Annotated in this window: 19 protein-coding genes; 3 read left to right on the top strand and 16 right to left on the bottom strand. The window is 71.0% G+C overall.

Annotated features, from left to right (window positions below):
* Position 1: 1 nt before the first annotated feature.
* Both ACVTJA_RS06245 and ACVTJA_RS06240 read right to left on the bottom strand, forming a co-directional pair.
* Positions 2–319, bottom strand: a complete 318-nt coding sequence (locus ACVTJA_RS06245) for a hypothetical protein (RefSeq protein WP_465834647.1) — start codon at positions 317–319, stop codon at positions 2–4.
* A gap of 143 nt (positions 320–462) precedes the next feature.
* On the bottom strand, positions 463–1,098 hold the full coding sequence (locus ACVTJA_RS06240; protein WP_465834645.1) for a hypothetical protein: 636 nt from the start codon (positions 1,096–1,098) through the stop codon (positions 463–465).
* Positions 1,099–1,227: 129 nt separating this feature from the next.
* On the opposite strand from ACVTJA_RS06240, the gene ACVTJA_RS06235 reads away from it, so the two are divergent.
* On the top strand, positions 1,228–2,100 hold the full coding sequence (locus ACVTJA_RS06235) for a DUF5995 family protein (protein ID WP_465834643.1): 873 nt from the start codon (positions 1,228–1,230) through the stop codon (positions 2,098–2,100).
* Between the two features lie 178 nt (positions 2,101–2,278).
* The gene (gene tnpC / locus ACVTJA_RS06230) at positions 2,279–3,685 is read left to right on the top strand and encodes an IS66 family transposase (RefSeq protein ID WP_465834641.1); all 1,407 of its coding nucleotides are present in this window, start codon (positions 2,279–2,281) and stop codon (positions 3,683–3,685) included.
* Between the two features lie 3 nt (positions 3,686–3,688).
* Here the strand turns inward: tnpC and ACVTJA_RS06225 are convergent, their stop codons facing one another.
* From ACVTJA_RS06225 to ACVTJA_RS06185, 9 genes are all read right to left on the bottom strand, one after another.
* Positions 3,689–4,069, bottom strand: coding sequence for a winged helix-turn-helix domain-containing protein (locus tag ACVTJA_RS06225; protein WP_465834640.1), 381 nt, complete (start codon positions 4,067–4,069; stop codon positions 3,689–3,691).
* Positions 4,070–4,269: 200 nt separating this feature from the next.
* Entirely contained in the window at positions 4,270–4,938 is a 669-nt protein-coding gene (locus tag ACVTJA_RS06220; RefSeq protein WP_465834638.1) for an SMI1/KNR4 family protein, read from the bottom strand.
* Positions 4,939–5,044: 106 nt separating this feature from the next.
* Positions 5,045–7,204, bottom strand: a complete 2,160-nt coding sequence (locus tag ACVTJA_RS06215; RefSeq protein ID WP_465834636.1) for a caspase family protein — start codon at positions 7,202–7,204, stop codon at positions 5,045–5,047.
* A 90-nt stretch (positions 7,205–7,294) separates the two neighbouring features.
* Complete coding sequence (locus ACVTJA_RS06210) at positions 7,295–8,218, bottom strand: hypothetical protein (RefSeq protein WP_465834634.1); 924 nt, start codon at positions 8,216–8,218, stop codon at positions 7,295–7,297.
* Position 8,219: 1 nt separating this feature from the next.
* Positions 8,220–10,964 (bottom strand): TonB-dependent receptor, encoded by a 2,745-nt coding sequence (locus tag ACVTJA_RS06205; RefSeq protein ID WP_465834632.1) that lies wholly within the window; start codon positions 10,962–10,964, stop codon positions 8,220–8,222.
* Positions 10,965–11,126: 162 nt separating this feature from the next.
* Positions 11,127–11,918, bottom strand: coding sequence for an energy transducer TonB (locus ACVTJA_RS06200; RefSeq protein WP_465834630.1), 792 nt, complete (start codon positions 11,916–11,918; stop codon positions 11,127–11,129).
* A 10-nt stretch (positions 11,919–11,928) separates the two neighbouring features.
* Positions 11,929–12,357: an ExbD/TolR family protein gene (locus ACVTJA_RS06195; RefSeq protein ID WP_465834628.1), complete on the bottom strand. Its 429-nt coding sequence runs from the start codon at positions 12,355–12,357 to the stop codon at positions 11,929–11,931.
* Between the two features lie 2 nt (positions 12,358–12,359).
* Positions 12,360–13,031 (bottom strand): MotA/TolQ/ExbB proton channel family protein, encoded by a 672-nt coding sequence (locus ACVTJA_RS06190; protein WP_465834626.1) that lies wholly within the window; start codon positions 13,029–13,031, stop codon positions 12,360–12,362.
* Between the two features lie 73 nt (positions 13,032–13,104).
* Positions 13,105–13,977, bottom strand: a complete 873-nt coding sequence (locus tag ACVTJA_RS06185; RefSeq protein ID WP_465834624.1) for a YARHG domain-containing protein — start codon at positions 13,975–13,977, stop codon at positions 13,105–13,107.
* A gap of 43 nt (positions 13,978–14,020) precedes the next feature.
* Between ACVTJA_RS06185 and ACVTJA_RS06180 the strand changes: the two genes are divergently transcribed.
* The gene (locus ACVTJA_RS06180; protein ID WP_465834622.1) at positions 14,021–15,517 is read left to right on the top strand and encodes a serine/threonine-protein kinase; all 1,497 of its coding nucleotides are present in this window, start codon (positions 14,021–14,023) and stop codon (positions 15,515–15,517) included.
* A gap of 15 nt (positions 15,518–15,532) precedes the next feature.
* On the opposite strand, the gene ACVTJA_RS06175 is transcribed toward ACVTJA_RS06180, so the two are convergent.
* The 5 genes from ACVTJA_RS06175 to ACVTJA_RS06155 all read right to left on the bottom strand — a co-directional run bounded on the left by ACVTJA_RS06175 (position 15,533) and on the right by ACVTJA_RS06155 (position 24,623).
* Entirely contained in the window at positions 15,533–15,904 is a 372-nt protein-coding gene (locus ACVTJA_RS06175) for a hypothetical protein (protein WP_465834620.1), read from the bottom strand.
* 91 nt (positions 15,905–15,995) lie between these two features.
* Complete coding sequence (locus ACVTJA_RS06170) at positions 15,996–18,347, bottom strand: hypothetical protein (RefSeq protein ID WP_465834618.1); 2,352 nt, start codon at positions 18,345–18,347, stop codon at positions 15,996–15,998.
* A gap of 60 nt (positions 18,348–18,407) precedes the next feature.
* Positions 18,408–19,442, bottom strand: coding sequence for an effector-associated domain EAD1-containing protein (locus ACVTJA_RS06165; protein WP_465834617.1), 1,035 nt, complete (start codon positions 19,440–19,442; stop codon positions 18,408–18,410).
* 175 nt (positions 19,443–19,617) lie between these two features.
* Positions 19,618–22,032: an alpha-2-macroglobulin family protein gene (locus ACVTJA_RS06160; RefSeq protein WP_465834615.1), complete on the bottom strand. Its 2,415-nt coding sequence runs from the start codon at positions 22,030–22,032 to the stop codon at positions 19,618–19,620.
* Entirely contained in the window at positions 22,029–24,623 is a 2,595-nt protein-coding gene (locus tag ACVTJA_RS06155) for an MG2 domain-containing protein (RefSeq protein WP_465834613.1), read from the bottom strand. The genes ACVTJA_RS06160 and ACVTJA_RS06155 overlap by 4 nt, the downstream gene beginning before the upstream one ends.
* Positions 24,624–25,148: the final 525 nt, after the last annotated feature.

The raw sequence follows: 25,148 nt of genomic DNA, 5'->3' as shown, positions 1-25,148 counted from the left end.
ACTACTGCTGGACCTTGAGGACGCGCCAGCTCCGGGTATCGATGGCGTAGTTGGCGCCAACGTCCAGGATGGGAGGCCCGCCGATGTCACAGGCCTCCTCGTTGGGGATGATGCTGACGTACATGATGCCTTCCGGGCCCGGTGCGGCCGCCACGTCATAGGACTCGCGCTGGGACAGGCATTGCTGGAGCGGTGTTGCTTCGCTCGGGAGCTTGCGGTCCCATGGGAGGTAGTCGTCCATGGCCAACTGGATGGCTCTCAGCCTGGTTCCGCCGACGATCTGCCGCCCTTCCAACGGGAGCGCGAGGGGGATTTCCACACGCGCCGACTCCTCTGGTGGCGCATGCACCGGACGGGGTGGGCGCTGGAACAGCGCACAGCCGGAGACGAGAAGAAGTAGGGTCGGGAGCGCGTGCTTCATGGGTGAAGGATTCCTCGATTGAAGGGTCCGCACGTCGTGCGTCATTCGTCGTCCACCGCCGTAATCAGACCGTACCTCTTGTCTGCGGGCCTGATGATGCCCACCAGCTTCCAGCGCTTCTCCTGGCGCAGGTAGACCTCTCCGGGGCGCTCGGCATTTTCGATGAACGGGATGAGCTTCATGATGGTGCAGGCCCGGTCGAACTGGATGCGAATGCTCCAGAGCTGAGTCGCCGCAATCCGGTCGCCAGGGCTCATAGGCGACGGAGCCCAGGGGTGGCTGTGGAAGTCCCCAAGGACGGCGGGACGACCACGCTCGTCCGCGACGTAGCGAGGAGGAATGCACCTCTTCTGCTTCGCGGGCCCCACGGGCACGGGTTCTCCCAGAGGCGACGGCATGCTGGAGTAGTACGTGCCCTCTCCAAGGGAGTAGATGGCTCCGCAGTATTCCTGGCCATACTCGCCATCCCGCGCGTGCGGCAGCTTCATGATGGCGGGACAGAGTTGGTCGATGACCTCATCGACGTTGGTGGATGGAGTGACGGCGGTCCAGGGCCCCCGCACATGGACCTGGTTGCCCGTGCGCCAGTAGTCCCCAGACGCACTCACCGCTGGGGCGCTGCCGGCGCAGCCCACCAGCAGCCACAGCATCACCGCCAAGCCCATTTCGGCACGCATGAACAGCCTCCCACGCACAACCTTGCGACGCCGGATGCGGCTCTGTCCACACATCGACAAACCTGGGCGCAGTGAAGAAATGCTCTCCGCGCAACGGGAAGATGCATCGCGGGGCTCGTTCTGGAGGGCATGACTGCTCTACTCGACGGAATCGACCTTCACCCTAGCGATGTGGAATCCGCACTGGTGGCGTTGAACACGGTGGTGGCGCGGCTCGCTGCCCGGAATGACGCCCGCGCGGTGTTCCCCGATGTCTACGGCATCATCACCCGCAACGTCGCCCGCGAGGTCCGACGCGGCGACCAGGGCCTCTTCCTCGAGCCCGCTTGGATTTCCCGCCTCGCGGGCCGCTTCGCCGAGCGCTACCTCGAAACGCTTGCGTGGTCCCTGCGCGGCGAGCCCCAGGACTGCGCCGCGTGGGACATCGCCTACCGCGCCGCCTCCGCTGGCACCACCGTGCCACTCGACGACGCCGCGCTCGGCATCAGCGCTCACATCAACTTCGACCTCGCGCTCGGCCTCTGGCAGACGATTGAAGAGATGAGCGACACCACTCCGGAGAAGCTCGCCCGATACAAGCACGACCACGACGCGGTGAACTCACTGCTCGCCGAGTCCTTGCCCGAGGCCGTCGCCCGCCTGGAGGAGCGCTACGGCTGCACCGTGACGCCGTGGATTCGCCGCCCGGCCCTCATGCCCTTGACGAGCGAGGTGGCCCTCTTCGTACTCGGCCTGTGGCGCGCGCATGTCTGGAAGAATGTGCTCGCCCTCGTCCACGCGCCGGGAAAGGGCACACAGGAGGCCGTCATCGCCCGCATGCGCCAGCGCTCGCGTGGCATGGGACGCGTGCTGTCCGTAGGCAGCGAGTTGCGAAGGCTCGCACGCGCGTGGGGCTTCGCTCCTGCCCGCGCCGCGCTGTCCCGCGCACGTCCCGCAGCGGTGCTCCGGCTGGCGATTGTTCCCTCCCTCGTGCCAGTGCGCCTCCGCTCGCACGCAGGCTGAAGATGCCGTGCAGGAACGTAGAGTGAGTTACCTCCTGTGATTACAACCCAGGTAAATGGTCCCAATCAGTGCGACCACCAACTCGCACCGCAAGAACGTAAGCGTTCAGGGGGGGCTGGGCGGTTGAAGAAGGAGCAGGCCAGCAGTCGGCGGGAGGCTTGTTGCTCGCTGACGCGGCGTGGGACATGGGACACGGCCTGTCGTGGCCGAGGTCGACCCCAAGGATGCGCGCATCGCGGAGCTCGAGCGTCAGGTCGAGGAACTGACTCGACTGGTGCAGGAGCTCCGGGAGCAGTTGCGGCGGAACTCGGGCAACTCGAACCGGCCACCGTCGAGCGATACGCCAGGGCAGCGGACCGAGCGGCGCAGGCAGTGCGGGAGTGGGAAGAAGCGCGGTGGTCAGCCGGGACACAAAGGCCTGACACGCGCGCTTGTTGCCGAGGAGAAGGTGAGCGAGTTCAAGCACCTCTTCCCGTCCGAGTGTGAGAATTGCTGGGTTCCCCTCTCACGCGATGGCGGCACGCGGGTGCGGCGCTACCAGTCCGTGGAATTGCCGCCGCTCAAGGCCCACGTCACGCAGTGGGTGCGCCATGGCGTGGAGTGCCCCAGGTGCAACCATGAGACGTGGGCAAACACCGCGCCGATTCCGACGTCGCCCTTTGGCCCGCGGCTGTCCGCCGTCGTTGGCCTTTTGACGGGCGTCTACCACCTGAGTCGGCGCTCGGCGGTGAGGCTTCTGGGGGATGTGCTGGGCATCGACATCTGCCTGGGGGCGGTGAGTGCCGTCGAGGCGCGGGTCAGCGAGGCCGTGAAGCCCGCGGTCGAAGAGGCCTGGGCCCGGGTGGAGCAGGCGCCAGTGAAGCACACGGACGGCACCAGTTGGCTTGAGGCCGGACTGGCGCGCACGCTGTGGACCATCGCCTCGTCAAGGGCCACCGTCTTCAAGATTCTGACGGACGGCAAGTCGCGGACGCTCGCGCCGCTCTTCGGCCCGAAACTCGGCGTCCTCGTGAGCGACCGCGCCACCGCGCTGAATTTCTGGGCCATGGAAGAGCGGCAGGTGTGCTGGGCCCACCTCTTGAGAAAGGCCGTGTCCTTCTCGGAGCGCGACGGGCCAGCCGGAGCGATTGGGCGCGAGTTGCTCGACTACATAGGCATCATCTTCGACTATTGGGGACGACTCCGGAGCGGTGAATTGCAGCGGGACACGCTGCGCGAGCGCATGGCCCCGGTACGCGCGCAGGTGGAAGCCCTGCTTGCGCGCGCGGTGGCCGCGAGGCTGCCGCACGTCTCCGGCTCCTGTGAGGACATCCTCGAGCACCGGGCGGCGCTCTGGACTTTCGTCGACAGGGACGGAGTCGAGCCCACCAGCAACCACGCCGAGCGCGAGCTGCGGGCCTTCGTTCTGTGGCGCAAGCGAAGCTTCGGCACGCAGAGCACCCGGGGGAACCTCTTCGCCGAGAGGGTGATGACGGTGGCGCACACCGCCTGCAAGCAGGAAAAGAATGTGCTCGAGTTCCTGACGGCCTGCTGTACCGTCGCACGGACGGGGATGCCCCCGCCCTCGCTCTTCGCCGCGCACTGAGCGCTACGCGGCCTTCTTTCCCATCGGGAAGTACCGCGTCGCGCTTCGCTCACCGGCGCTGCGCACACGGCCCGCTTGCTTCAGGCGCATCATCGGCCGATGAAGCGCCCGAGACTTCTCGCCCATGCGCGCGGCGAGGACCGTCATCGTCTCGCCTGGGCACGCCTGTACCGCTTCGAGCAACCGCTCCGCGAGGTCGGCGACCGCGCTCGATGGCCGCCGGACTCCCGTCCTTCGCCGCTGCGTCGCCGCGTCTGGCGAGGCAGTCTGCGCTGAGAATGCTCGCTCCACCGCCGCCTTCACCAAGAGCTGCTGCGCCACCAGGTGTTCGCGAACCAGTCTTTCAATCTTCGCTTCCAGCGTCGCAGGGGGTTTCGTGCGCATCCGCCACGGGTTGCACACCGCGACGTGGGCCTCAACACCACCCCTGAACGGTTACGCCGTAGCTCACGCAAGCACCTCATGCGGGCAGGATGAACGCGCTGTGCCGCGAACGGCGGCGCTGGCATCCTCCGTGAGGCTTTATTGCCCAAGACGCGAATGCGGCGGCGTGCGGGCTGAAGCGCTCGGAGCCCCGGACGGACTCACAACCTGTCGTGGGGGAGGCCGTGCTTCGCACGCGTCCACAGTCTCAGGTCATCCGTCAGGTGTCCCTCACCCGGGATGCCGAAGACGAGCTTCGTGCCCTTGTGATTGGTGAAGAGGATTTCGCGGGAGTACTTCTTGAGCCTCTCGTTCACCAGACCCAGGAATGACGTCACATCATCGGCGATGAGGCAGTGCTCCTCCTCGCGACTGCCGAAGTTGATGAACTGTCCTTCCTTCCCGTTCGGCCCCGGCGCGAAGTCCAAGCCGAGGTAGTCCCCCTGCCCGTCCGTGAAGAGCGGTATCCACTTGCGGTGGAAGTACAGGTCCTGCACCGCGCCCTTGGGGACGGACCGTAGCCAATCAACGGTGTTGCGGAAGTCAGGGCTCTCGAGCGACGGGAGGATGTACCGCTTCCGATGCCAGGCAATCTTCTCGAGCGAGAGGAAGGTGAGCCCCATCATGCTGCCGCCGGGGAGGTCGCTCTCGCGCTCCCCGTTGTTCTCCAGGTAGAGCTGCTTGAGGTTCTCCGGCAGCGGCATGTCCAGCTCGGCCTCCAGCGCCGCGATTTCCTCGGGCTTCGCCGGGCCATTCAGCCGCTCGAGGTAGGCGGGGACCTTCTTCGCGAGCCACTGCTTGTACTTCCGCCACTCGCCGATGACGTCCATGGGCTTCCTTCTCGTGGGGGCCGCCCTCAGGCCACCGCGCGACGCGCCCAGGGCGAACAGGCCACTCAAGAAGACCAGGGTGCGGCGGCGCGCGGGATTCATGCGCTCATATTCGCACGCCGAGCAGCAGCCCTGGCCACATCCGCAGCGAGTCCTCCCCGCGCCCCAGCTTCCACCGCGGCAGGAAGCTGACGTCCGGGCTCTCCCCCTCGGACGGCGGCCAGTACGCGTTGACGGAGACGCCCGCGAACAGCGCGAAGCGCCGCTTCAGCTCCCAGCCCACCATGGCCCGCATCCGCAACAATGAGCCACCCGGCCCGCCGAGGAACCCGGTGGCGGCGTCCACGTCCAGGTAGCGCTCCTCCGCCTGGCCCAGCGGGAAGTGCACACCCAACCCCATCAGCGTGTGCGTCTTCACGGAGCGCTCCTTGAGCCACAGGCCCTCGGTGAAGAGCACGTACACCGTGCGGCTGCCGTACTTGACGCTCACCGACAGCGGGAGCACGTCGTCCGCGGACACCTCGAAGGCCAGCCGTCCCTTGCGAACGATGCTCAGCAGGCCGATGGGCACCGACACGTCATCCGCGATGTTGATGAGCCCGAGCTGCACACCGCGCACGTTCGCCGCCACGTTGATGAGCCCCATCTGCAGGCCGGACACATCCCCGGAGATGTTGATGAGCCCGAGCTGAGCCCCCGCGAGCCGCTCCGACTGGTTGATGCCCGCCGCCACCTGGGCGCCGGTCAGCATCGCCGACGCGCGGTTGGCCGTGGAGGTGAGCTGGAAGCCCGTGTAGTCACGCTCGGCGATGTTGAAGACGGCGGACACCTGACCGCCCGTGCCGCCCGCGAACGCCAGGTTGCCGCCGGGCGCCACCTGCAGCCCGAACACCTCTCCGCCCGCGACGTTGGCGATGCCGGAGAACTGGAACCCCTCCATCGTCCCGTCCACCCACCCCACCCCGCCGGCGATGCCCACGCCGCGAAGCTGGAGCGAGCGCACCGCCAGCACCCCCAGCGCCGCGTGGTTGAGGCCGCTGCCGCCCCACAGCGCCGTGCTCGACAGCGGCGGCACCAGCGACAGGTTCAGCGGCACCGTGGGTGCGTCCGCCGCGAGCGCGGGCGCGTCCGCCACCTCGGCCACGGGTCCGCCGCCGCGTGACGCCGTGCGGGTGAGCGACACCGGGACGAAGTTCTCCGAGCGCAGCTCCGTGCCCCCCTTCGAGGACACCGTCAGCTCCGCCTCGAAGCGCTGCGTGGGCCGCTCCAGCACGAAGGTGTAGCGCCCCGCCGCCAGCCCCAGCGCGAGCCTCCGGCCCGCGGGCTTCTGCAGCTCCGCCACCAACTGGTTGCCCCAGTCGCGCACGAAGAGGCGGCCCTGCACGTCCTCCGCCACCGCCAGTCGCACGCCGGAGCCGCGCAGGTCCGTCATCACCAAATCACCACTGCCCGCGAGCTGGATGTCATAGGCCGCGTGCTGCGGGCCTCCCTGCGAGCGCTCGGTGCGCGCCAGCGTCTCGTGGAAGGCGAACTGGTAGGCCTCGTGCAACGTGACGCGTCCGTCGCCGCTCGCGTCCGCGGCGCCGCGCAGGCCCGTGACGAGGAAGTGCGTGAAGAAGGATGCGCCGATGCTGTCCGACTCCTGCGCGACCTCATCCGCGGAACTGGACGCGAGGTACGCATGGCCGCGCACCTGCGCCGATGCGTCCGTGAGGAAGGCCGGCCGCCGCACCCCGCCCTTGTAGCGGGTGAGCGCGCCGGAGCCGCACGAGTCGAGGATGGCGATGCGCACGTCCGCCACCACCGAGCCCAGCGCGAGCTTCAAGTCTTCGTAGGAGTAGCGCTCACCGCGCGGCAGCAGGCCGTCCCCGTCCGAGTGGCCCGAGTAGTACAGCACCAGCTCGCGCCGCACGCCGGGCGCCTCGGCCTCCTGAACCAGCGCGCGAATCCGTTCCAACGCGGAGACGAGCGCGGCGCGGTCCGCCTCCAGCAACAACACCCGGTCCGCCGCCGCCACGCCGCCCAGCTCCTCCAGCACGCGCGACATGGCCAGTGCATCCGAGCCCGCGTAGCGCAGCCGCTCGCGGCCCGTGCCACCCTCGCTGGAGCCGACGACGAGCGCGAAGCGACGCAGCGTGGGGGTGGGCTCGTCCACCGGGGCCTGGCCACCGGCCCTGGCTTCGGGAGCGAGGCACAGGCCCAGCCACATGGCCGCCACCAGGACGGCCACGCGTCTCCACCCTCCCCCTTTGGTGCGTCTCATCATCCCGTCCCGCTCCGTGCCAGCCCCGGCCCGGCGCCACGTGAGCGCCGATGGCATACCGCGTTTGCCCGTCCCCCCGCGAGCCCGCGAGCGTCAGGGCTTCCAGTGCGCGCGGCGCGACACCCACGTGCTGCCGCCCCGCCCGTCCCGCACCACGGCCCAGAACGTGACGTCCTGCTCCGGCGCGCCCTCCTCGGGCGGCTCCCACTCCGTGCGGTGGCGGCCCTGCTGGCCACCGAAGTCCGCGCCGCCCGTCACCTGCGGGCTGAACTCGCCCAGCGTGGCGTGCCAGGAAATCTCCCAGGCCTCCTTCAGCGTGACGGCGTCCAGCCGCAGGCCGGGCACCACGTACGTCTCCTCCATCGCGGACACGTCGTCGGACGTCACCACGAAGGGGCCCTTGCCCGTCATCTCCGGCAGCGCGCCTTCCTCCCACACCGCGTCGTCCAGCCGCAGGCCCGGAATCACCGGCAGCGTATTGAGGGTCATTCCCTCCACGATGGGGCACCAGAAGACCATCAGCTTCTGCGCGTAGACCTCCTCGTCACCCGCCTTCACGTGGAGCACGAGCGGCATGCGGATGCCGCCGAGGCCCTTGTACGGGTCCTCCTCCAGCACGCGCTCCAGGAGCAGCCTGTCGCCCGCCACACGGGCCGCGCCGGGGGTGATGGAGAGCACCAGCTCGCCCGCCGTCGTGACACCCTCCGCGAGCTTCGCGCGGTCCGCCTCGGTGGCGCACGTGCCGTCGTCCGTGTCCGCGCACGCCCACAGCTCGTAGGTGATGGAGCGTCCGTTGCCGGCGGGGTCCACCAGCAGGGCGCGATACGCAATCTCCACCGCGAGCTCGTCCTGGACCGCGGGCGTCTGCTCGCAGGAGGAGGCCATCAGCTCCGAGGCCTCCGTGGAGATGCCGAGCACGCGGAAGTCATGCACGTTGGACGGCTGGTCTTCGGGGTCCACGCAGGCGACGGTGCCGCACAGCAGGACAAGGCCGGCGTACTTGAGCAGGGCCTTCATGTCAGAAGCTTCCTTTCACGCCCACCACGGGGAGGATGGGAATGCCGGGCACCTCGTACTCGCGCCGGCCGCGGTAATCGTTGAAGACGAACTCGGGGTTCTCGGCGTTGTAGAGGTTCTGCACGTCGAGGTAGGTCGTGAGCGTCCAGTTCTTGAACTGCCAGCTCTTGTCCACGCGCACGTCGAGCTGGTGGAAGCCCGCCGCGCGCGCCGAGGCATAGCGGCCGAACGTGGGGTCATACCGGTTCGGGTCCGACTGGTAGACGTCGTACCGGTGGTCCAGCGGCGTCGTCGGCCGGCCGGTGGTGTAGCGGAAGCGGCCGCCCAGCTCCCAGCCGTTACCCAGCACGTAGCTGGCCACGATGGTGAGGATGTGCGTCTGGTCCCACGGGCTGAGGCCGTACGTCTCGTCCGTCTCGTTGAAGCCGTCACCGAAGCCGGAGCCGCCCTGGGGCTTGGGCCCCGCGCGCCCGTCCAGCGCGCGGCTGAAGGTGTACGAAATCCAGCCGGACCACTTGTCCGTCGCGGAGGCGCGGTCCTTCTTCGCCATCAGCTCGATGCCCCATGCGCGGCCGATGCCCTCGTTGGAGTAGGGCAGCTGAAGGACGCCACCGCTCTCGAGCTCGACGACCTGGCCGGGCGCGACGATGTTGTTGTAGCGGCGGTTGAAGAAGCCCGTCACGTCCACGTTGAAGACGTCGGTGAAGCGGTGCTCCACGCCGAGGCTGCTCTGGAAAGCGCGCTGGTAGTCGAGGTCCGGGTTGCCGTACGGCACGAGGATGAAGCGGAACGTCTCCGGCGGCTGGCTGTAGAGGCCGAGTGAGCCCTTGATGCTGGTGCGCTCGGTGGCCGCGAAGCGCACCCACAGGCGCGGGTCCAGCGCCAGGTTCTGCTTGTCACCAGCCAGTTGGAGGTTGCCGCGCACGCCGGGCGTGAAGGTGAACTTCCCCACCTTCAGGTCCGACTCGAGGAAGAGCGCGCCGTCGAAGGTGCTGGCGCCGACCGTCTCCACAATCATCTCGCCCACGGACTCGGAGCCCGGGAAGGCCACGTACTCGAAGTCCTCCGGGGCGGGGAACTTCACGTCGTACGTCTGGCGCTCGTAGATGAGGTCCAGGCCGGTGCGCACGGAGAGCTCGGGGGACAGCTCCACGCCCACGACTTCACGCGCGCCCACCGTGTAGGCCGTGCCGTCCTGCTTCGCCTCGCCGAAGCTGAACTGGGTCTTGTCGTAGCCCACGTACGGCGTGAAGACGGAGGTGAGCGCGCCCTTGCGGTACGTCCAGTCACCCTTGATGCGGTGGAAGAGCGTCTGCGTGTCCAGGTTCAGGTCGCGCTCCGTCTTCGGGCCTGACTGCACGACGCGGAGCTGGTCGTCGCTGCCGAAGGCCATGACGTAGCCGGTGCTGCGCGCGCCGCCCGCGTCCGCCTGGGCCTCCGCCTCCGAGCGGGCGCCGCGCTTGGCGCCGAAGTCCACGCGGAGCTGGTAGTCCCAGTACTTCGGCACCACGGAGAGCGTCTTGCCCTCGTCCTTCGGGAGGAAGGCGGGCAGCAGCGTGTCGATGTACGAGCGCCGCGCCGCCGCGGCCACGCTGATGCCGTCCGTAATCGGGGACTCGAGGAAGAAGCCCGCGTCCAGCACGTCAATCTTCACCGAGCCGTGCAGCGTGTCGGCGGCACCCTTGCGCGTGCCCACCTCCACGACGCCGCCCACCGCGCGGCCGTACTGGCTGCCGTAGCCGCCCGGGTAGAAGTCGAGCTGGTCGATGAACTCGGCATTGACGACGGACGGGCCGCCGAGCAGGTGGAAGAGGATGGGGATGCTGACCCCGTCCATCATCGTCGCCGTCTGGCCGGGGTTGGAGCCGCGCACCAGCAGCTCGCCGGAGATGAAGGGCGCGCGCGCCACGCCGGGCAGCGCCTGGATGACGCGGATGGGGTCGCCGAAGGTGCCCGGCGTCTTCTGCGCCTCCTGGCGCGTAATGGTGCGGCGGACGACTTCCTTCTTCGGCCGCTCGGAGCGCACCACCGTCTCCAGCGCTCCGCCCGACGGCGCGAGGTAGAAGTTCACCTCCGTCGTCTCGTTCTCCTTCAGCGTCTCCTTCGTCTGGTAGAGCTGGTAGCCGGAGGCCACCACGCGCACCGCGCACTCGCCCGGCGGCACCACCAGGGTGAAGCGGCCCTCTGCGTCGGAGGTGGCCTCGGGCGCCTCCGGGTCGTCACCGCAGCGCACGGTGGCGCCGGCCACGCGCGAGCGGCTGCCACGCGAGATGAGCTGGCCGGTGAGGGTGGCCTTCTTCGCCTCCTCCTCGGCCTGCTGCGCGTCGCCTTCCTGCGGCGGCGGGGCGTTGAGGGTGAAGTGGTAGACGTACTCCACCTGCACCGGCGAGGGGACGCCGTCCACCTCCGCGGGGCTGAAGCGGAACTGGCGCACGGCGGCGATGGCGGCCTCGTCGAAGCCGTGGCCGACGGGCTCCGTGGGCTGCACGTCGGCCACCGAGCCGTCCTCGGCGATGGTGATGATGAGACGCACGGAGGCGGTGAGGCCCTGCGCGAGCGCGTCGGGCGGGTACTGCGCCTCCACCGGCTGTACCAGCTCCGGCGCCTTCGTCATCTGGGGCTGCTGCGCCTGCTGCGGGGCGTCCGCGGGCGGCGCGCCACTCGGGGCTTCCTGCGCGAGCGCGGGGGCCGCCAACAGCAGCGAGGCCGCGGCGAGCGCGCTTCGGGCTTTCGAATTCGGGGACATGGGCGTGGGGAGTCTACGTGTAATTGAGTTTCCGCTCCCGCTGAGGGAGAGGCGCAGCGATGGGACCAGGGAAGGACCGGCGTGTCGGACCGAGGAGGGGAAAGTCACCGGCCCTCGCGAGCCCTTCCTCGCTCCGCCCCTCGCTCAGCGGGAGAGGAAGCCTCAGTCGAGAAGGAAGGTGTACGAGTACTTCATCTCCGTGGAGACGGCCTCGCCGCCCTTGATGGCCGGCTTGAAGCGGAAGCGTTTGATGGCGTCTCGCGCCGCCTCGTCGAGGCCGTAGCCCGGGCCGTTGAGAATCTTCGCGGCCACCACGCGGCCCTCGTTGTCGATGGTGATGGACAACGTCACCGTGCCTTCGATGCCGGCGCGGCGGGCCTCGTCCGGGTAGGGAATCTTCACCTCGGACGCCACGGTGGGCTCCGAGTCCACCTGGTAGATGGGCGTGTACTTCGGCGCGCTGTAGGCCTTCACCTCTTTCGGCGCCTGCGCCTTGTCGGCGGTGCGGCCGTAGAGGGTGTTGCCCACCGGCGCGGCGAAGCTTCCCGCGCTCGTGGTGGAGGACATGGACATGCCCACCACCAGCGGCGCCGGCTTCGCGGCCGGCGGAGGCGTCTCGTTGGGCGGCGGCGGCGCGTCCACCGGGGGCGGCGGCAGCGGCTTGGGCGCCACGGCCACCTTCACCGGCGGCGGCTTCACGCGGACCTTCGGCGGCGGAGGCGGCTCGGGCTTCGGCTCCTCCTTCACCTCGGGCAGCGGGGCCGGCTTCTGCACCTCCACCATCACCATCTCCACCGGCTTCTGCACCACGGGGCGCTCCACGCGCTTCGTGTGCAGCACCACCAGCGCCAGCCCGTGCAGCGCGAGCGAGCCGGCCACGAAGCCGACCAGCAGCCCGTTGCCTCCGCGCCTCGGCACCTCCCACGCCCTCTCATCGAGCACCAGCTCACTCATGGCTTTCGCGTCAGCCCCGCGGCGCGGTGGGCGCGACGTCCTTTTCGATGTTGAGGGCGAACTTCGCGATGCCCTGGCCCTTCACCACGTCGATGAGCTGCATGACGCGGCCGTAGGGCAGCGACTGGTCGGCGCTGATGATGGCGCGGGTGTCCTTGTCCTTCGCCACCTGCTCCGCCACCTTGCGCGTGAGCTCCGTCTCATTCACCTCGGCGCCGTCGAAGTAGAGCTTGCCCTCCTTGTCGAGCACCACGTTGACGAGCCCCTGCACCGTCTCGCCGCCGTTGGCCGCGCGGGGCAGGTCGACCTCCACCGTCTCGCGGACGATGAAGTTGGCCGTCACCATGAAGATGATGAGCAGCACCAGCACGATGTCCACCAGCGGCGTGACGTTGATGCCGGTGATTTCCTCGTCGTTCTCCTGAGCGCTCCCGGCCATGACTAGCGGACCTCCGCGCGCAGGCTGCCCACCAGCGCATGGCCCAGCGCATTGGCGCGGCTGGTGAGCGTCTTGAGCTGGCGGTTGAAGATGTTGAAGGCCACCACGGCGGGAATCGCGACGGCGAGGCCCACCGCCGTGGCGACGAGCGCCTCGGAGATGCCGGCCATGACCGTCTGCTGAATCGCCGCGCCCTTGGCCCCCATGTTGCCCAGGTCGTGGAAGGCCTTGATGATGCCCAGCACCGTGCCGAAGAGGCCGATGAACGGCGCGTTGTTGCCCAGCGTGCCGAGGAACGACAGGAAGCGCTCGTACTGGGGACGCTCGCGGGCCATGGTGGAGGCAATCACCTGCTCCACGGAGTCGGCGCCCTGCGCGGTGGAGGCGAGGGCCTCGCGGATGACGGCGGCCTCCATGCCCTTCCTGCCCTGAATCGCGACGCGCACCGCCTCCAGCTCACCGCGCGCCAGGCGAACCGCGAGCCCCTCCGAGTCCGGCAGCCGGTGGCGGGCGAAGTACACCGCGCGCTCCAGCATGATGGCGATGGAGAGCACCGACAGGCACACCAGCACCCACAGCACCCACTCGGCGGAGCTGAGCGTCACTCCGAGCAGCTTGCTGCTGAGCCACCCCACGTTCTCAGGAGCCTGGGCGAAGACAGCGATGGACGACATGTATTTCCCCTCGTGAACCGCGTTGGCGCGAAGGGAACACCGACCCGGGGGAAATGTGTCACCCGGGTCTTTTTCAGCCCTTCTTGCCCGCCTTCGCCTCCGCGGCCTGGATGAGGTCCAGGTGCTGCTTGTCCTCGGGCGTGAGACGTGCGTCGGTGTAGGCGGGGTCCGGCTGGTACCAGGACTCCTGGGAGAAGAAGTCCTGGAGGTCCTTGGCCTGGAAGACGCGGCCGTGGCGGGCATACACGGCGTTGCGCAGCAGCCGGAGCTGCGCCGGGGTCAGCAGCACGAGCGCGTCCGCCGGCAGCTTCCCCTCCAATGAGCGGATGGCGGCGGCCATGACGAGGTTCTGCCCGTAGGGGCAGGACAGGCGCTTGCGAGCGTCCGCGGGCTTCGTTCCGGAGGGCAGCGGCCAGAGCTGATCCAACGACACGTCCTCCAGTGCCAGCTCGGAGATGACGTTGTAGTGCTCGCAGTAGGCGTAGAGCGCCCGGGTGAAGGCGGCGGCGTCCCCGTCCGTCGCGGACACCAGCGTGTCCCAGAGCGCCGCGCGGCCCGCGGACGTCATGACGGGGCGCACCTTCGCGCGCACCGCGGTATCCGCGTAGGACTGCGAGGCAAGCAGCAGGTTGACGGCTCCCTTGGACAGCGCCTTGTCCTTGGACACGGCCACCAGCGCGTCCACGCCGAGGCGGAAGGACTCCGCCGGCTGCTCGCCCTGCTTCACGTTCTTGTAGGAGAGACCGCGCATGCAGCTCAGCGCGTCCTCCTTCGTGGGACGGCCTTCTTCGCACTTCGCGATGTCCTGAGGTGTCGCCTTGCCGAGCAGCACCTTGGGGTACAGGTCGACCTCACACAGACAGCTGCTCGCCGCGGAAGCGACGGGGGCGGCGAGGGACGAAGCGAGCACGGTGAAACAACCGAGGAGACTGGTGGGCAGTTTCATGTCGCGGGAACGATAGCCTACGCTCCACGCAGGAGACCCCCTCTTGTCATTCCTGCTCTACCCCTCCCGGGAGCGCACCGTCTTCCAGGATGGTGCCCCGCTGTTGTGGCAGCTCGGGCCATACGTGGCGCTCTTCCAGCGGCCGGAGCTGGGGACCACGGGCGCCCTGCTCGCACGGCGCGTGGAGGAGGACGGCACCGAGCACGGCGACGTGCTCATCCACCAGCTCCCCACCGGCTCCGCGCGCAGCCCAGACGCGGCGGACGTCTTCCGCGAGGAGTGGCGGCTGGCGACGCGGCTGGCGCATCCCAACATCCTCCGCACACAGGACGTGTGGCTCGACGCGCAGGAGGCGCAGCAGGGCGCGCCCAAGCCGCTGTTCTTCCAGCTCGTCACGGAGGCCGTGCCGGGCGAGACGCTCTCCACCGTGCTCGCCGCGCTGGACGCGAAGGGCGTGCGCATGCCCGTGTCGGTGGCGCTGGCCGTGGTCGCGCAGGTGGCGCACGGACTGCACGCCGCGCACGAGGCCACGGACGCGGACGGGAAGCCGCTGGGCGTGCTGCACCGGGACGTGGCGCCCGCGCACGTGCTGCTCGGGTACGGTGGCGAGGTGAAGCTGTCTGGCTTTGGCATCGCCCGCACCGCCGTGCGGCTGATGCACGGCCCCATCTTCAAGCACGTGGGCTCGCAGCCGCCGGAGGCGCAGCAACGCAAGAGCAGCGGACCGGTGGACCGGCGCGCGGATGTGTACGGATTGGGCGTGACGCTGTACGAGGCGCTCACCGGCGTGGACCCGTTCCGGCGTCCGCTGGACTACGACTCGCTGAAGGCGGCGATGGTTGGAGACGCGCCGCCGCCGAGCAAGCACCGGCCCGAGCTTTCGCCCATGGTGGACGCGGTGGTGATGCGCGCCATGGCGCCGAAGGCCGAGGACCGCTACGCGACGGCGGCGGAGGTCGCCCGCGCGGTGGAGGCGCTGCGCACCACGATGACGACGGTCGACGCGCGCGAGGAGGTGGCGGCCTTCCTCCGCGCGCTGTTCGACGCGGAGCGGATTGCCGCGCGCTCGCGGGTGCCGACGCTGGCGGAGCTGCGCAATCGCGTCGCCGCGGCCGCCGCGCTGGAGGCACTGCCTCCCGCGTCCGAGCAGGCGCCGGAGGACAAGACGCCCGCTCCGAGAGGCGGGACTCGCTTCGTGCCGCACTCGCGGATGTTGGTGTTCTGCGGCGGCTTCCTGCTGCTCATCCTGGCCTCGGTGCTCACACGCGTGGCGAAGAGCCGCGAGTCCTTCGTCGCGGAGGTGACGGAGGTGGCTCGCGAGGGGCAGGTGCGCGCCGTGTCCTGCCTGCGCGACGACGCGGCCGAGCGCGTGCCGGTACGGCTCACGCTGGACGGCCAGGGCCGCGCCGAGGCGAAGGTGGCAGGCCCGCTGGCGGGCACCGTGGCCGGGCACTGCATCGAGGAGGCGATGGGCACGCTGCCCTACCCTCACAAACGCGGCATGCCGGTGACGGTGGAGGTGGCGTCGGACGCGCCGTGAGCGCGCCGTGCCCGCTCAGGCCAGGCGCTCTTCCCGGCCGCCGCTGCGGAAATAGTCGCTGAGCTTCGGGCCGGCCGAGGCGCTGCGCGTGTCGGCGGGGGTCTTCTCTCCCGTGACGGCCTCCACCGCCTTCTTGAGGAGCAGCGGCAGGGCGGCGCCGACGATGAGGTACTGGCGCGCGGGCAAATCACCATCTCCGCCGAACCACGCCCAGACGGCCACGCCGGAGCCGAGAATCATCAGGCCGGTGATGACCCAGTAGCCCACGGACTTGATGAGCTGTTTGTAGCGCGGCGTGGACAGGTGCTCGCGCAGGCCATACCAGTGCAGCAGTTCCTGGAGCGCGCTGCCCAGTGCTCCGATGAGGATGATTGAAACGTCGCTCATGGCGGTCCTCCAGTCCGTGTCCATGGGACTGGAGTGGGCGCCGGGAGGATGTGACGCGGGGAGCCGAGCCTCCGCCCGGACACTCGCCGGCTCAGGAGCCCGAAGCGCCCTGCTTCTCCACCCGCGTGAGCAGCCCGGCGAGCCCCTCGAAGGTGGCGTTGCCCACCTGGTGCAGGCCGAAGCCCCAGAGGAACGCCGTCATGCCCGCGCCGAAGCCACCCCACGTGGGCGAGAAGACGTTGAGCAACTGGAGCCCCAGCGCCACCGCCACGCCGGTGAGCAGCAGCAGCAGACCCAACTCCACCATCCACATGTGGCGCGGGGATGGCAGGGGGATGCCCTCGAAGTCGCCCAGCGCGGGCAGGCCGGCCGGGGCCTCCGGGAGCGAGGGGATGCTGCCTCCCGTGGGAGCACCGGGGCTCACGGCCGGGACGGCCCCGGCTCCTTCATCCGACAGTGAATCCAGCACGGCGCTCGCGACACGGAAGGGACGCTGGTAGGCCGCGAAGGCGACGCGCGCCTCGTCGTAGCGCAGCGCGGCCTCGTGCGGCGCCTCCGCCGCGAGCGCCTTGTGCGCCTCGCCCAGCTTCGCGCTCACGCCATCCAGCGTCTCCCGCTGCGCGTCCGTGGTGGCGTGCTCGCGCGCCTGCTCCACCGCGCCGTGCAGCTCCTGGATGAGCCGGCGCACGTAGACGGCGTGGGCCGTCTGGTACAGGCGGAAGGCCTCGTCCACGCTGGTGTCGGCGCGGGCGCGCGCCTGCCGCAGCCGCTCCTTCACGTCCGTCGTCAGCTCCCGCCACTCGTCGTCGGTGAAGCCGCCCGGCGGAGTCGTGGCCGCCACCGCCTTGGACAGCTCCTCGCAGAGGATGTCGAAGAACGAGCGGCGGGCCAGCTCGAGCTGCTTGCGCGCCGTCCCCAGGTCCGAGCGGGTGAGCCCGTCGCGCACCGTCTGCAGCAACGGCAGCAGCTCATACGTGAGCCGCAACCCCAGGGCGTCCGCCTCGCCACGCTGCTTCGCCAGGGCGCGCGCCTGCTTCTCGATGTCCTGCAGGCGCGCCTCCAGCCCCGCGCGCGCGAGCCCCACCACGTCCAGCTCCCGCAGCGCCTTGAGCTGCGCGTCGAGCTGCTCGGTGGACGCCTCGGCGTTTCGCAGCGCCTCCTCCACGTCGGAGAGCAGCTTGCTCGCCTGCGGGGGACGGACCTCCTCCGGCAGCGCGTGCAGCTTCTTGCCCGCGTCGCACCACACCTCGTAGAGGCGCAGCCGGGGCTCCATCGCCGCCAGCTCCGCGTCGCCCACGCGGATGCCGCGCACCGGCTTGCGAATCTCCGACACCAGCGTGTCCACCTGGGCCCGCACCGCGCGGCCCACCTCCTGCGCGTCCTTGTCCTGCCCGGAGATGAGCGACTGGAGACGGCGGCGCAGCGCCAGCGCGCGTTGCAGCCGCTGCGCCCGGGGACGGATGCGCTGCGTGTACAGCCGCACCGCGTACGACGAGAGCGCGCCCAGCGCGATGAGCAGCGCGCCCCACGTCCACGGCGAGCGCACCCAGACGGTGAAGGGCTGCTCCACGGGCACGCCCGCGGGCACGGCGATGCGCACGGTGCCGGTGTACTCGCCCGGGCCGTCCAGGCCGCGCAGCGTCAGCACCAGCGCGCCGCTGTCGTGCGCGTCCACGAGGATGCCTTCCGGCAGCGAGGCCAGGTCCCGCACGCCGCCGTCCGCCAGCGTGCCCTCCACCGCGAAGTCCGCGCCCTGGAAGCCGGGCTGAATCAGGGACTGCCCCAGGTCCGGCGCCTTGCGCTGGAGCTGGAGCAGCCGGGGCGCGGAGATGCGGCCGGCCACACCCGCTGTCTCCTTGAAGGGCAGCCGCACCGTGGCGTCCACCGAGCCCCAACCCCAGCCCGACGAGGCCACCGCCGGGGACGCCGCCACGAACTGCACGGTGGGCGCCGCCTGCACGCGGGTGACGGTGAGCGCCGTCGTCTCGCGGCCTCCGGCGTGGATGAGCACCACCTGGCCCGTGTAGTCGCCCACCGCGGGCAGCTTCCCGGCCAGGTCGACGTAGAGGGGCTGGCGCGCGGAGAGGTTCGCGGTGGTGACACCCTCCGCCACTCCGCGCACCGTGGCCGTCAGCGGCACCTGCACGCCGTCCTGCGACTGGAGCGGATCCACCAGCACCGTCACACCGCCGGGCACGTCCTCGTCCACGGCGCCGTCCGGCCCCGCGACGGACAGGAGGTCCACACGCAGCACGTGGCGGAAGTCGTCCGACGGCATGCGCAGCTTCACCTCGTTGCTGGCGTTGGCGCCGGCCACGCGCAGCCGGGCCGACTGAGCCCGGGCGGATACCCACGGCGCGGTGACGAACAGCACGATGAGGACGAGGCGCGCGACGCCCACGCCACGGTGGAGGACGGAGGAACGGCGGGGAGCAAGTTCCATTCAACGACGATAACAGGCACGCCCCACGGCTCCAGTTCGCGCCCGGACGACTTCAGCCCCTCACTGCCACCCGAGCACGTCGCGCATCTCCGTCGAGAGGTTGTCGCGGATGGTGTCGATGGGGATGCCCTCGTTGTGCCCCAGCGAGGACGGCATGCGCGGCCCGCCGCTGTGGTGCAGCGCGGCCAGCCGTAGGTCTCGCGTGAAGCACGGCGCGCCGGAGGAGCCCGGCCCGGTGCAGGGCCGGTACGCCACGCGCGTGCGCGACGGGTTGACGCCGAGGAACTCGTCCACGGCCACGCTCATCGGCCGGCCCTCCGGGTGCTGGACGATGAGCACGAGGCTGCCGGGCAGGAAGGGGTCGCGTGTGTGGGGCAGCTCCAGCCAGCCGCGGCTCTCGCCGTCCACCTGCGCGTCGCCGGGGGCGCCCTCCACCTGGAGGAAGGCGTAGTCCAATTCGTCCACGCGCGCCTCGCGTGGTCGCGGATGCATGAGGTCCGCGGGGCTGTAGCGGCTGTACGCGAGGCACTTCGTCACCCGGTACACCGTGCCCGGCTGGAGCAGCGTGCGGCCCGGCAGCACCTTGTGGTCGAAGCGCACGCGCAGCGACTCCAGCAGCTTGTTCTCGATGACGTGGAAGTTGGTGAGGACGACGTTGGGCGCCACGAGGAAGCCCGTGCCCAGCGCCGCGCCCACCTGCGGCTCCACGCGGCACACGCGCCTTTCGATGGCCGCCAACCGCCGCCGCCATGCCTCCGGCGCGCCGCCCTCGCGCCCGGGGCCGAAGAGGCGCTCCAGGCTGACGCGCGGAATGCTCCGCTCCACGGACGCGAGGTACGCCTGTACGAAGCGGAACAGCCGCCTGTGGCGGGGGTGCGCCTCGTACGCGCCCGCCACCAGCTCGCGCGTCCAACCTTCCGACTCCGCGCGGTGGATGAGCTCGAAGATGCGCTCGCGTGCGCTGCCCGACGACAAGAGCGAATCCAGTCCCTCTCGCCGCGCGGCTTCCACCATGCGGCGCAGCTCCTCCAACGACGGGAAGGCGCTGCTCAGCACCCGCAGCAGCTCGTCTCTCTCAGCGCCGTCGAGCTCCATGGTGTCACCCGCGACGAGAAGCCATTCACGAGGCAGGCCGACCTCGTGACGCTCACGAAAATGTGCCGCATCCCAGGAGTGGAATCACGGGTAGGCCGTATACCGACGGCGCTGATCGGACACTTTCGCGAGCGCTCTGTCCACGGGAGTGCCCTCGGGGGCAGGGGTGGGTCGCTCAGCGCACCGCCCATATAGTGGGAGGTACGTAGGACACGAGGTCCGGCCTCGACACCACCTTCAGCGACGAGGCTCCGCCCTGCAACGTGCCCGCCAGCGTGGGGATGACACGGAAGCGAGCCTGGAAGGGCTCGCCCGCACTCCTGGGCGGCAGCTTCAGCGTCACCGCGCCGTCCTCCGCGTCCCACGACGACACCCGGCCCTCCGCCACGAGCGCGTCGAGGCTGGCCGGGTCCACCTGCACACCGGCGGGCAGCCCGTGGCGCAGCTCCAGCGCGAGGCCGGACGGAGTGGCCGCCTCCACCACCACGTCCGCCGGTTGCCCCACCTTCGCTTCCGCGGGTCCCTTCACCACCAGCTCCAGGCCGCCCTGCGACTCGGGCTTCCATGGCACCGCGGCGGCCAGCGTCAGCGAGAAGCCCAGCCCTGGCACCGCGGGCTCCGCGCGCACCGTCCACGCGTGCGCGCCGCCCGAGCCCGGCGCCGGGGCCTCCAGCGCCAGCACCTCGCGCAGCGCCTTCGCGTCGTAGGTGCCCTGGGTGATGGGCTGACCGTCGCGCTCCAGCACCACGCGCACCTGCGCGGGCAGCGGCTCGCGGAAGAGAGTCACCACCGCGCGCAGCGCCAGCCGGTTGGCGCGCCCGCCGCCCCAACCCAGGGACGGCGCGTAGGTGGAGAGCAGCGAAGCGCCGAGGTCCGCCAGCGGCGCCTTCGCGTCGCCCTCCAGCGCCAGCACCGCCAGCGCGGTGGTCTCCGCCTCCGAGGGCGTCTGGCCACTGCCGTCCACCACGCCCGGCTCCACCGGCAGGTACGCGCTGCCGTCATCGCGCTTCTTCACCGCGTCGCGCACCTGGGTGCGCAGGTCATCCTTCAACGAGCCCGTCACCGCGCCGCTCGCCAGCAGCGCCGCCGCCGTGTAGCCGTCCTTCACGTGCGCGCGGTTGCGCTCCAGCGCGCCCGTGGCCTTCGCGGTGAAGAGGGCCGCGCGGCGCTTGCCCTCCGGAGTCCCCGCCGCCGCATTCACCGCGCGCGTGCAGTCCGCGGTGGCCACCAGCAGCCGCTGCAGCGTCCAGCCCTGGCCACCCTGGCAGGTGCCGTCCGGGAGCTGCGCCGCCGCCACCTGCGCGGCCAGCCGCTCGCCCAGGCGGGAGAGCACCGGGTTGTTCGGATGCGCCAGCGCGCCCTCCACCAGCAGCGCCGCCGTGGCCACGTCCGGCGCACGGCCCTCGCGCAGCGCGCGCTGCGTGGCCTGCGCCAGCACCTTGCGCGCGGCCTCCACGTCCACCACGCCCGTCTCCGGCTGCGCGGGCGTGGCCAGGCGCTTCGCCGTGCCCGAGGTGAACGTCTTCAGCGACTCCGCCGACTGCGTCTCGCCGAGCGCGGCCAACAACTCCGGCGAGCGGCCGACGAGCATCAGCGTGTAGGCCACGTCCGCCGCGCCCTCGCGCGCGCCCGCCGAGGCCAGCTCCGAGCGCAGCACGCCCAGCGCGCCGGGGTACACGAGCAGCCGCACGCGCTCGCTGCCGGCCTGAGCGTCCGCGGGCCCTTCCAGCTTCACGGAGCGAGGCGCCGCCAGCGTGCCGCCGCGCTGGAGCAGCACGGGCCTCCCGGTGGGCCACACGTCGAAGTCGCGCACCACCGCGTCCGCGCTGCCCAGCGTCGCGCGCAGGGCCACGGGGCCCGGCCCGGCCACGCGCACCGTGACGTACTCCACCACGCTGCCGCGCGCCGGCACGCGCACGGAGCGGCTGCCGCCCTCCACCGTCGCGCCCTGCGCCTCCACCTTCAGCGGCGCGTCCACGGCGGCGTCCGTCGTGTTCACCACCTGCACGGGCAGCCGCACCGCGTCTCCCGCGCGGAGGAAGGGCGGCAGCACCGGGTCCACGTACGTGGGCAGCGTGCCGGAGAAGGACGTCACCGCGCCGGACTGCGCGCCGGAGCGCGAGTGCGCCAGCGCCAGCACCCGCCAGTTCGTGAGGCGGTCCGGCACGCGCACCGGCACCGTCGCCGCGCCCGAGGCGTCCGTCACCACCAGCGGCTCGAAGAGGAACGTCTCCGGGAACCACGCGCGGCTCGGCGCGGACTCCGGCTCCGACTCCGGCACCTTCTCCTCCAGGCCCATGGCCCCGCGCACGGCGCCCTTCTTCATCATCGGTTCGGCGAATCTCTCGACGATGGGCGCCGCGGCGTCGTATTCGGCCTCCGGCGCGGACCGCGAGGAAGGAGCCGGGGCGGCGGCCATGACCGGAGCACCTCCCTCGGCGCCGAGCTCCTCCTGCTTGACGCGCACCACCATGAGGTCCGCCTCGGGCGCCAACTGGCGGGACGTCGAGCTGAACACCATGACCAGCAGGAACGCCAGCACGGCTCCCAGCACCAGGCCGAGCACCCCCATCTTCAACGTGCGCTTCATGGCGCCTCCCGGGCGACCCACGCGTTCCAGTTCTCCACGTCCTCCGGCAGCCGCGTCCCGCTCGTCACCACCGCCCTCGGGTCGGTGAGGGAGAGCAGGTCTTGCGGCAGCCGCGACAGCCGCAGCCGGCGCCCGAAGGCATCCGTCACCTTCTCGCCGCGCTGCTCACACACCGTCAGCGCACCGTCCCACAGCTTCGCGAGGTCCTCCGGGTCCAGCGTCTCGCCCCCGGGCGCCTTCTCCTCCCACGCCCGCACCCGCGCATGCAGCTCCGCGAGCACCGTGTAGAAGGGGTCCGTCAGCTCGGCGGACGGGTCGAAGGGCGACACCGCACTCACCGACAGCGACGGCTCTCCGCCCTCGCGCTGGGGCACCGCGCTCACGCGCAGCAGCGCCGCCGCCGCCGCGTTGGAGCCGCGGATGCGCCCCATGGCCAGCGCCTGCCCGTCCAGCACACCGAAGGCCGGTGACGCCACCGAGGGCGACGCGCGCACCCCGCCCATCGCCTCCGCGCCCGGCAGCGGCGCGAGCTGCCCCAGCGTCTCGTCCACGCCGAAGAGGCCCACCGCCGCCGGGCCGTCCTGGCCGTCCACCTTCGTGCGCAGCTGGAGTCGGGCCACCTCGCCCGGCGCGTACACCGGCTTCTCCGGCGACACCTCCACGGAGAGCTGCGCGCGCGGCGGCACGTACACGCGCGTCACCGAACCCTCCCAGTGCGCCTCGGCCCAGCCCTCGAAGTCCGCCGGCAGCTTGAAGCGCACCGAGCGCGTGGCCTTGTCCACCTTCGACTCCAGCTCCGTCGCGCCGGCCTGGAGCACCAGCTTCTCCGGCAGCTGGCCCACGTAGTTGGGGCCGCGCATCAGGTCGATGCGCACCTCGTCTCCCGCGCGCGCCTGCACCGGCGTGGCGCGCAGGCGCGTGTTGGGAAGCTGCCCCGGGCGGAGCACCAGCTTCGTCGCGCCCGCGTCCTTCCCGTCCACCTTCGCGCTCACGCTCAGCTCGTAGCCCGGGAAGACGGTGGCCATGGCCGGCCCGTCCTCGCCCTCGACGCCCGCCGGGTACGCGGTGAGGCGCGCCACGCCCAGGGCCTCCATCCTGGGAGCCTGCGCCTCCGTCGCGGGCAGCCGCAGCCCCGCGAAGCGCTGCTGGATGCACGGCACCACCGAGGCCGGCAACGCGCCCTCCTGCTTCGGCAACGACACCCACGAGGCCGACACCTCCAGCCCCGTCCTCGACAGCCGCCAGCTCAGCGCGACGGGCAGCGGTGCCTCCTCCGCGAGCCCACGAGGCAGGCACGCGCGAGCATCCCGCGCCGCCATGGCCAGCACGCCCTCCAGCCGCGAGCCCTCGCCGAAGGCCTCCTCCAGCTCCACCTCCAGCCGGGGCAGGCCCGCATCCCTCACGGTGAGATGCACCGCCAGCATGCGCTCCCGCCCGGAAGGCAGCGCACGCGAGCGCAGCGCCGTGGCCAGGCACGACACCAGCGGCCCCTCCTCGCCCACCACGTCCGCCACCGCGCCGCCCGCGCCCACGCGCATGCCCAGCGTCACGTCGGTGTCTCCGTCATCCGGCTCCACGAAGCGCGCGCACGGGAAGAGAGATGGCAGCCAGCCCTCCACCGCGAGCTGGTCCTTCAGCGCGGCCTCGCCATTCTCGTTGAGCAAATCCTTCAGGCCGCTCAGCTCCACCGAGGGGGGCGGAGGCGGCCGGCGCACCGGCATGGGCGGCACCACCACGTTGACGGGCGGGCCCGGGTCCAGCTGGAAGGCGGCCACGCCGTCCTCGTCCGTCACCGCGCGCACGCCCTCGTCGCGCGAGTCCCAGGTGCGCTTCAACGTCAGCTCCGCGCCGGGCAGCACGCGGCCATCCGCGGTGGTGGCGCGCACGTAGACGCGGTTGCTGAAGCCCGCCACCAGCCCGTCCTCCAGCTCCGTCACCGCGGACACGGCGAGCGCGTCCTCGGCCAGCAGCAGCGACACCGAGCTCTCCACCCGGTCTCCCGCCGCGTCCTTCGCCTTCACGCTCGCGCTCAGCCGCGCGTCGCCGCGCAGGTCCGCGGGCACGCGCGGCAGCACCACGCGGAAGCGCCCCGCAGCGTCCGTGCGCGCGCGCTCCGGCAGTCCACCGTCGAGCCAGTCCACCGGCGGCGGCCAGTCACCGGACACGTTCCAGTCCAGCTCCACCTCGGCGTCCGCCACCGGCGCGCCCGAGGCGTACACCACCCGTCCCTCCACCTCGGGCGTGTCGCCCGCGCGCCAGAAGGGCCGGGGGCTCGCCGCCTCCACGCGGAAGCGCGGCAGGGTGAAGGGCTCCACCTTGAACTGCGCGGAGGACGTCACGCCGTTGCTCACCCAGCTCACCGTCCACGTCCCCGTGGCGGCGCCCCTGTCGAGCGGGAATCCACCGGCCACCACGCCCCACGGCCCCGCGGGCGCGCGCTCCTCCAGCACCACCTCGCCGGACGGCTCCGTCACCGTCCACGTCCCGGGCCGGCCGTCCAGTGGCGCCAGGTCCTTCGCGCTCAGCGCCACCGCGCGGAAGCGCACCTCGTTGCCGGGCTCGTACAACGGCCGGTCCGTCAGCACGTGCACGCGCGCGGGGACATATAAAGGTAGCGCCGCGTCCACCTGGTCCGTGCCCAGCGGAGTGGTGACGCGGGCGCGCAGCCGGTAGTCGCCGTCCGGCACCTGCGGCAGCGTCACGCGCGCCATCAGCGGGCCGTGGTCCACGCGCTGCCAGCCGTGCTCCTTGTCGGGCGACAGCGCCGTCTCCTTCCCGTCCGCGTCCACGAGGAACAACTCCGCGGAGCCGCGCTGCACCGGCGCCTCCATCATGCTGCCGGTGTACCGGGGGTCCGGCGCATGCGCCTGAGTCCAGACGGACACGGAGCCCGTGGCCCCGCGTGACAGCCCGCTCGCCTCCAGGCGCACCGTCTGCCGCATCTCGCCATCCGGGCACTGCCGCATGGGCACGCCGCGAAGGAAGTACGAGGTCAGGCAGACCTCGAACGAGAGCGGTATCAGGAAGCCCCCCACGAGCAGGCCGGCCAGCCCTCCGATGAGCAGCGGGAGCCAGCGTCGGAAACGTTGCGTCATGCATCCTCCCCTGACCCGCAC

It is taken from the genome of Pyxidicoccus sp. M6 (genome assembly GCF_055568925.1).
Note: the sequence above shows the minus strand (reverse complement) of the source record. Positions and strands in the feature narration are given on the sequence as shown.

What these genes read in the sequence shown, in the direction of transcription:
- ACVTJA_RS06185 (WP_465834624.1), bottom strand. Translation starts at nt 13,977, where the DNA reads ATGAAACTGCCCACCAGTCTCCTCGGTTGTTTCACCGTGCTCGCTTCG.
- ACVTJA_RS06240 (WP_465834645.1), bottom strand. Translation starts at nt 1,098, where the DNA reads ATGCGTGCCGAAATGGGCTTGGCGGTGATGCTGTGGCTGCTGGTGGGC.
- ACVTJA_RS06190 (WP_465834626.1), bottom strand. Translation starts at nt 13,031, where the DNA reads ATGTCGTCCATCGCTGTCTTCGCCCAGGCTCCTGAGAACGTGGGGTGG.
- ACVTJA_RS06175 (WP_465834620.1), bottom strand. Translation starts at nt 15,904, where the DNA reads ATGAGCGACGTTTCAATCATCCTCATCGGAGCACTGGGCAGCGCGCTC.
- ACVTJA_RS06235 (WP_465834643.1), top strand. Translation starts at nt 1,228, where the DNA reads ATGACTGCTCTACTCGACGGAATCGACCTTCACCCTAGCGATGTGGAA.
- ACVTJA_RS06225 (WP_465834640.1), bottom strand. Translation starts at nt 4,069, where the DNA reads ATGCGCACGAAACCCCCTGCGACGCTGGAAGCGAAGATTGAAAGACTG.
- ACVTJA_RS06210 (WP_465834634.1), bottom strand. Translation starts at nt 8,218, where the DNA reads ATGAAGGCCCTGCTCAAGTACGCCGGCCTTGTCCTGCTGTGCGGCACC.
- ACVTJA_RS06200 (WP_465834630.1), bottom strand. Translation starts at nt 11,918, where the DNA reads ATGAGTGAGCTGGTGCTCGATGAGAGGGCGTGGGAGGTGCCGAGGCGC.
- ACVTJA_RS06165 (WP_465834617.1), bottom strand. Translation starts at nt 19,442, where the DNA reads ATGGAGCTCGACGGCGCTGAGAGAGACGAGCTGCTGCGGGTGCTGAGC.
- ACVTJA_RS06170 (WP_465834618.1), bottom strand. Translation starts at nt 18,347, where the DNA reads ATGGAACTTGCTCCCCGCCGTTCCTCCGTCCTCCACCGTGGCGTGGGC.
- ACVTJA_RS06220 (WP_465834638.1), bottom strand. Translation starts at nt 4,938, where the DNA reads ATGGACGTCATCGGCGAGTGGCGGAAGTACAAGCAGTGGCTCGCGAAG.
- ACVTJA_RS06195 (WP_465834628.1), bottom strand. Translation starts at nt 12,357, where the DNA reads ATGGCCGGGAGCGCTCAGGAGAACGACGAGGAAATCACCGGCATCAAC.
- ACVTJA_RS06205 (WP_465834632.1), bottom strand. Translation starts at nt 10,964, where the DNA reads ATGTCCCCGAATTCGAAAGCCCGAAGCGCGCTCGCCGCGGCCTCGCTG.
- ACVTJA_RS06215 (WP_465834636.1), bottom strand. Translation starts at nt 7,204, where the DNA reads ATGATGAGACGCACCAAAGGGGGAGGGTGGAGACGCGTGGCCGTCCTG.
- ACVTJA_RS06160 (WP_465834615.1), bottom strand. Translation starts at nt 22,032, where the DNA reads ATGAAGCGCACGTTGAAGATGGGGGTGCTCGGCCTGGTGCTGGGAGCC.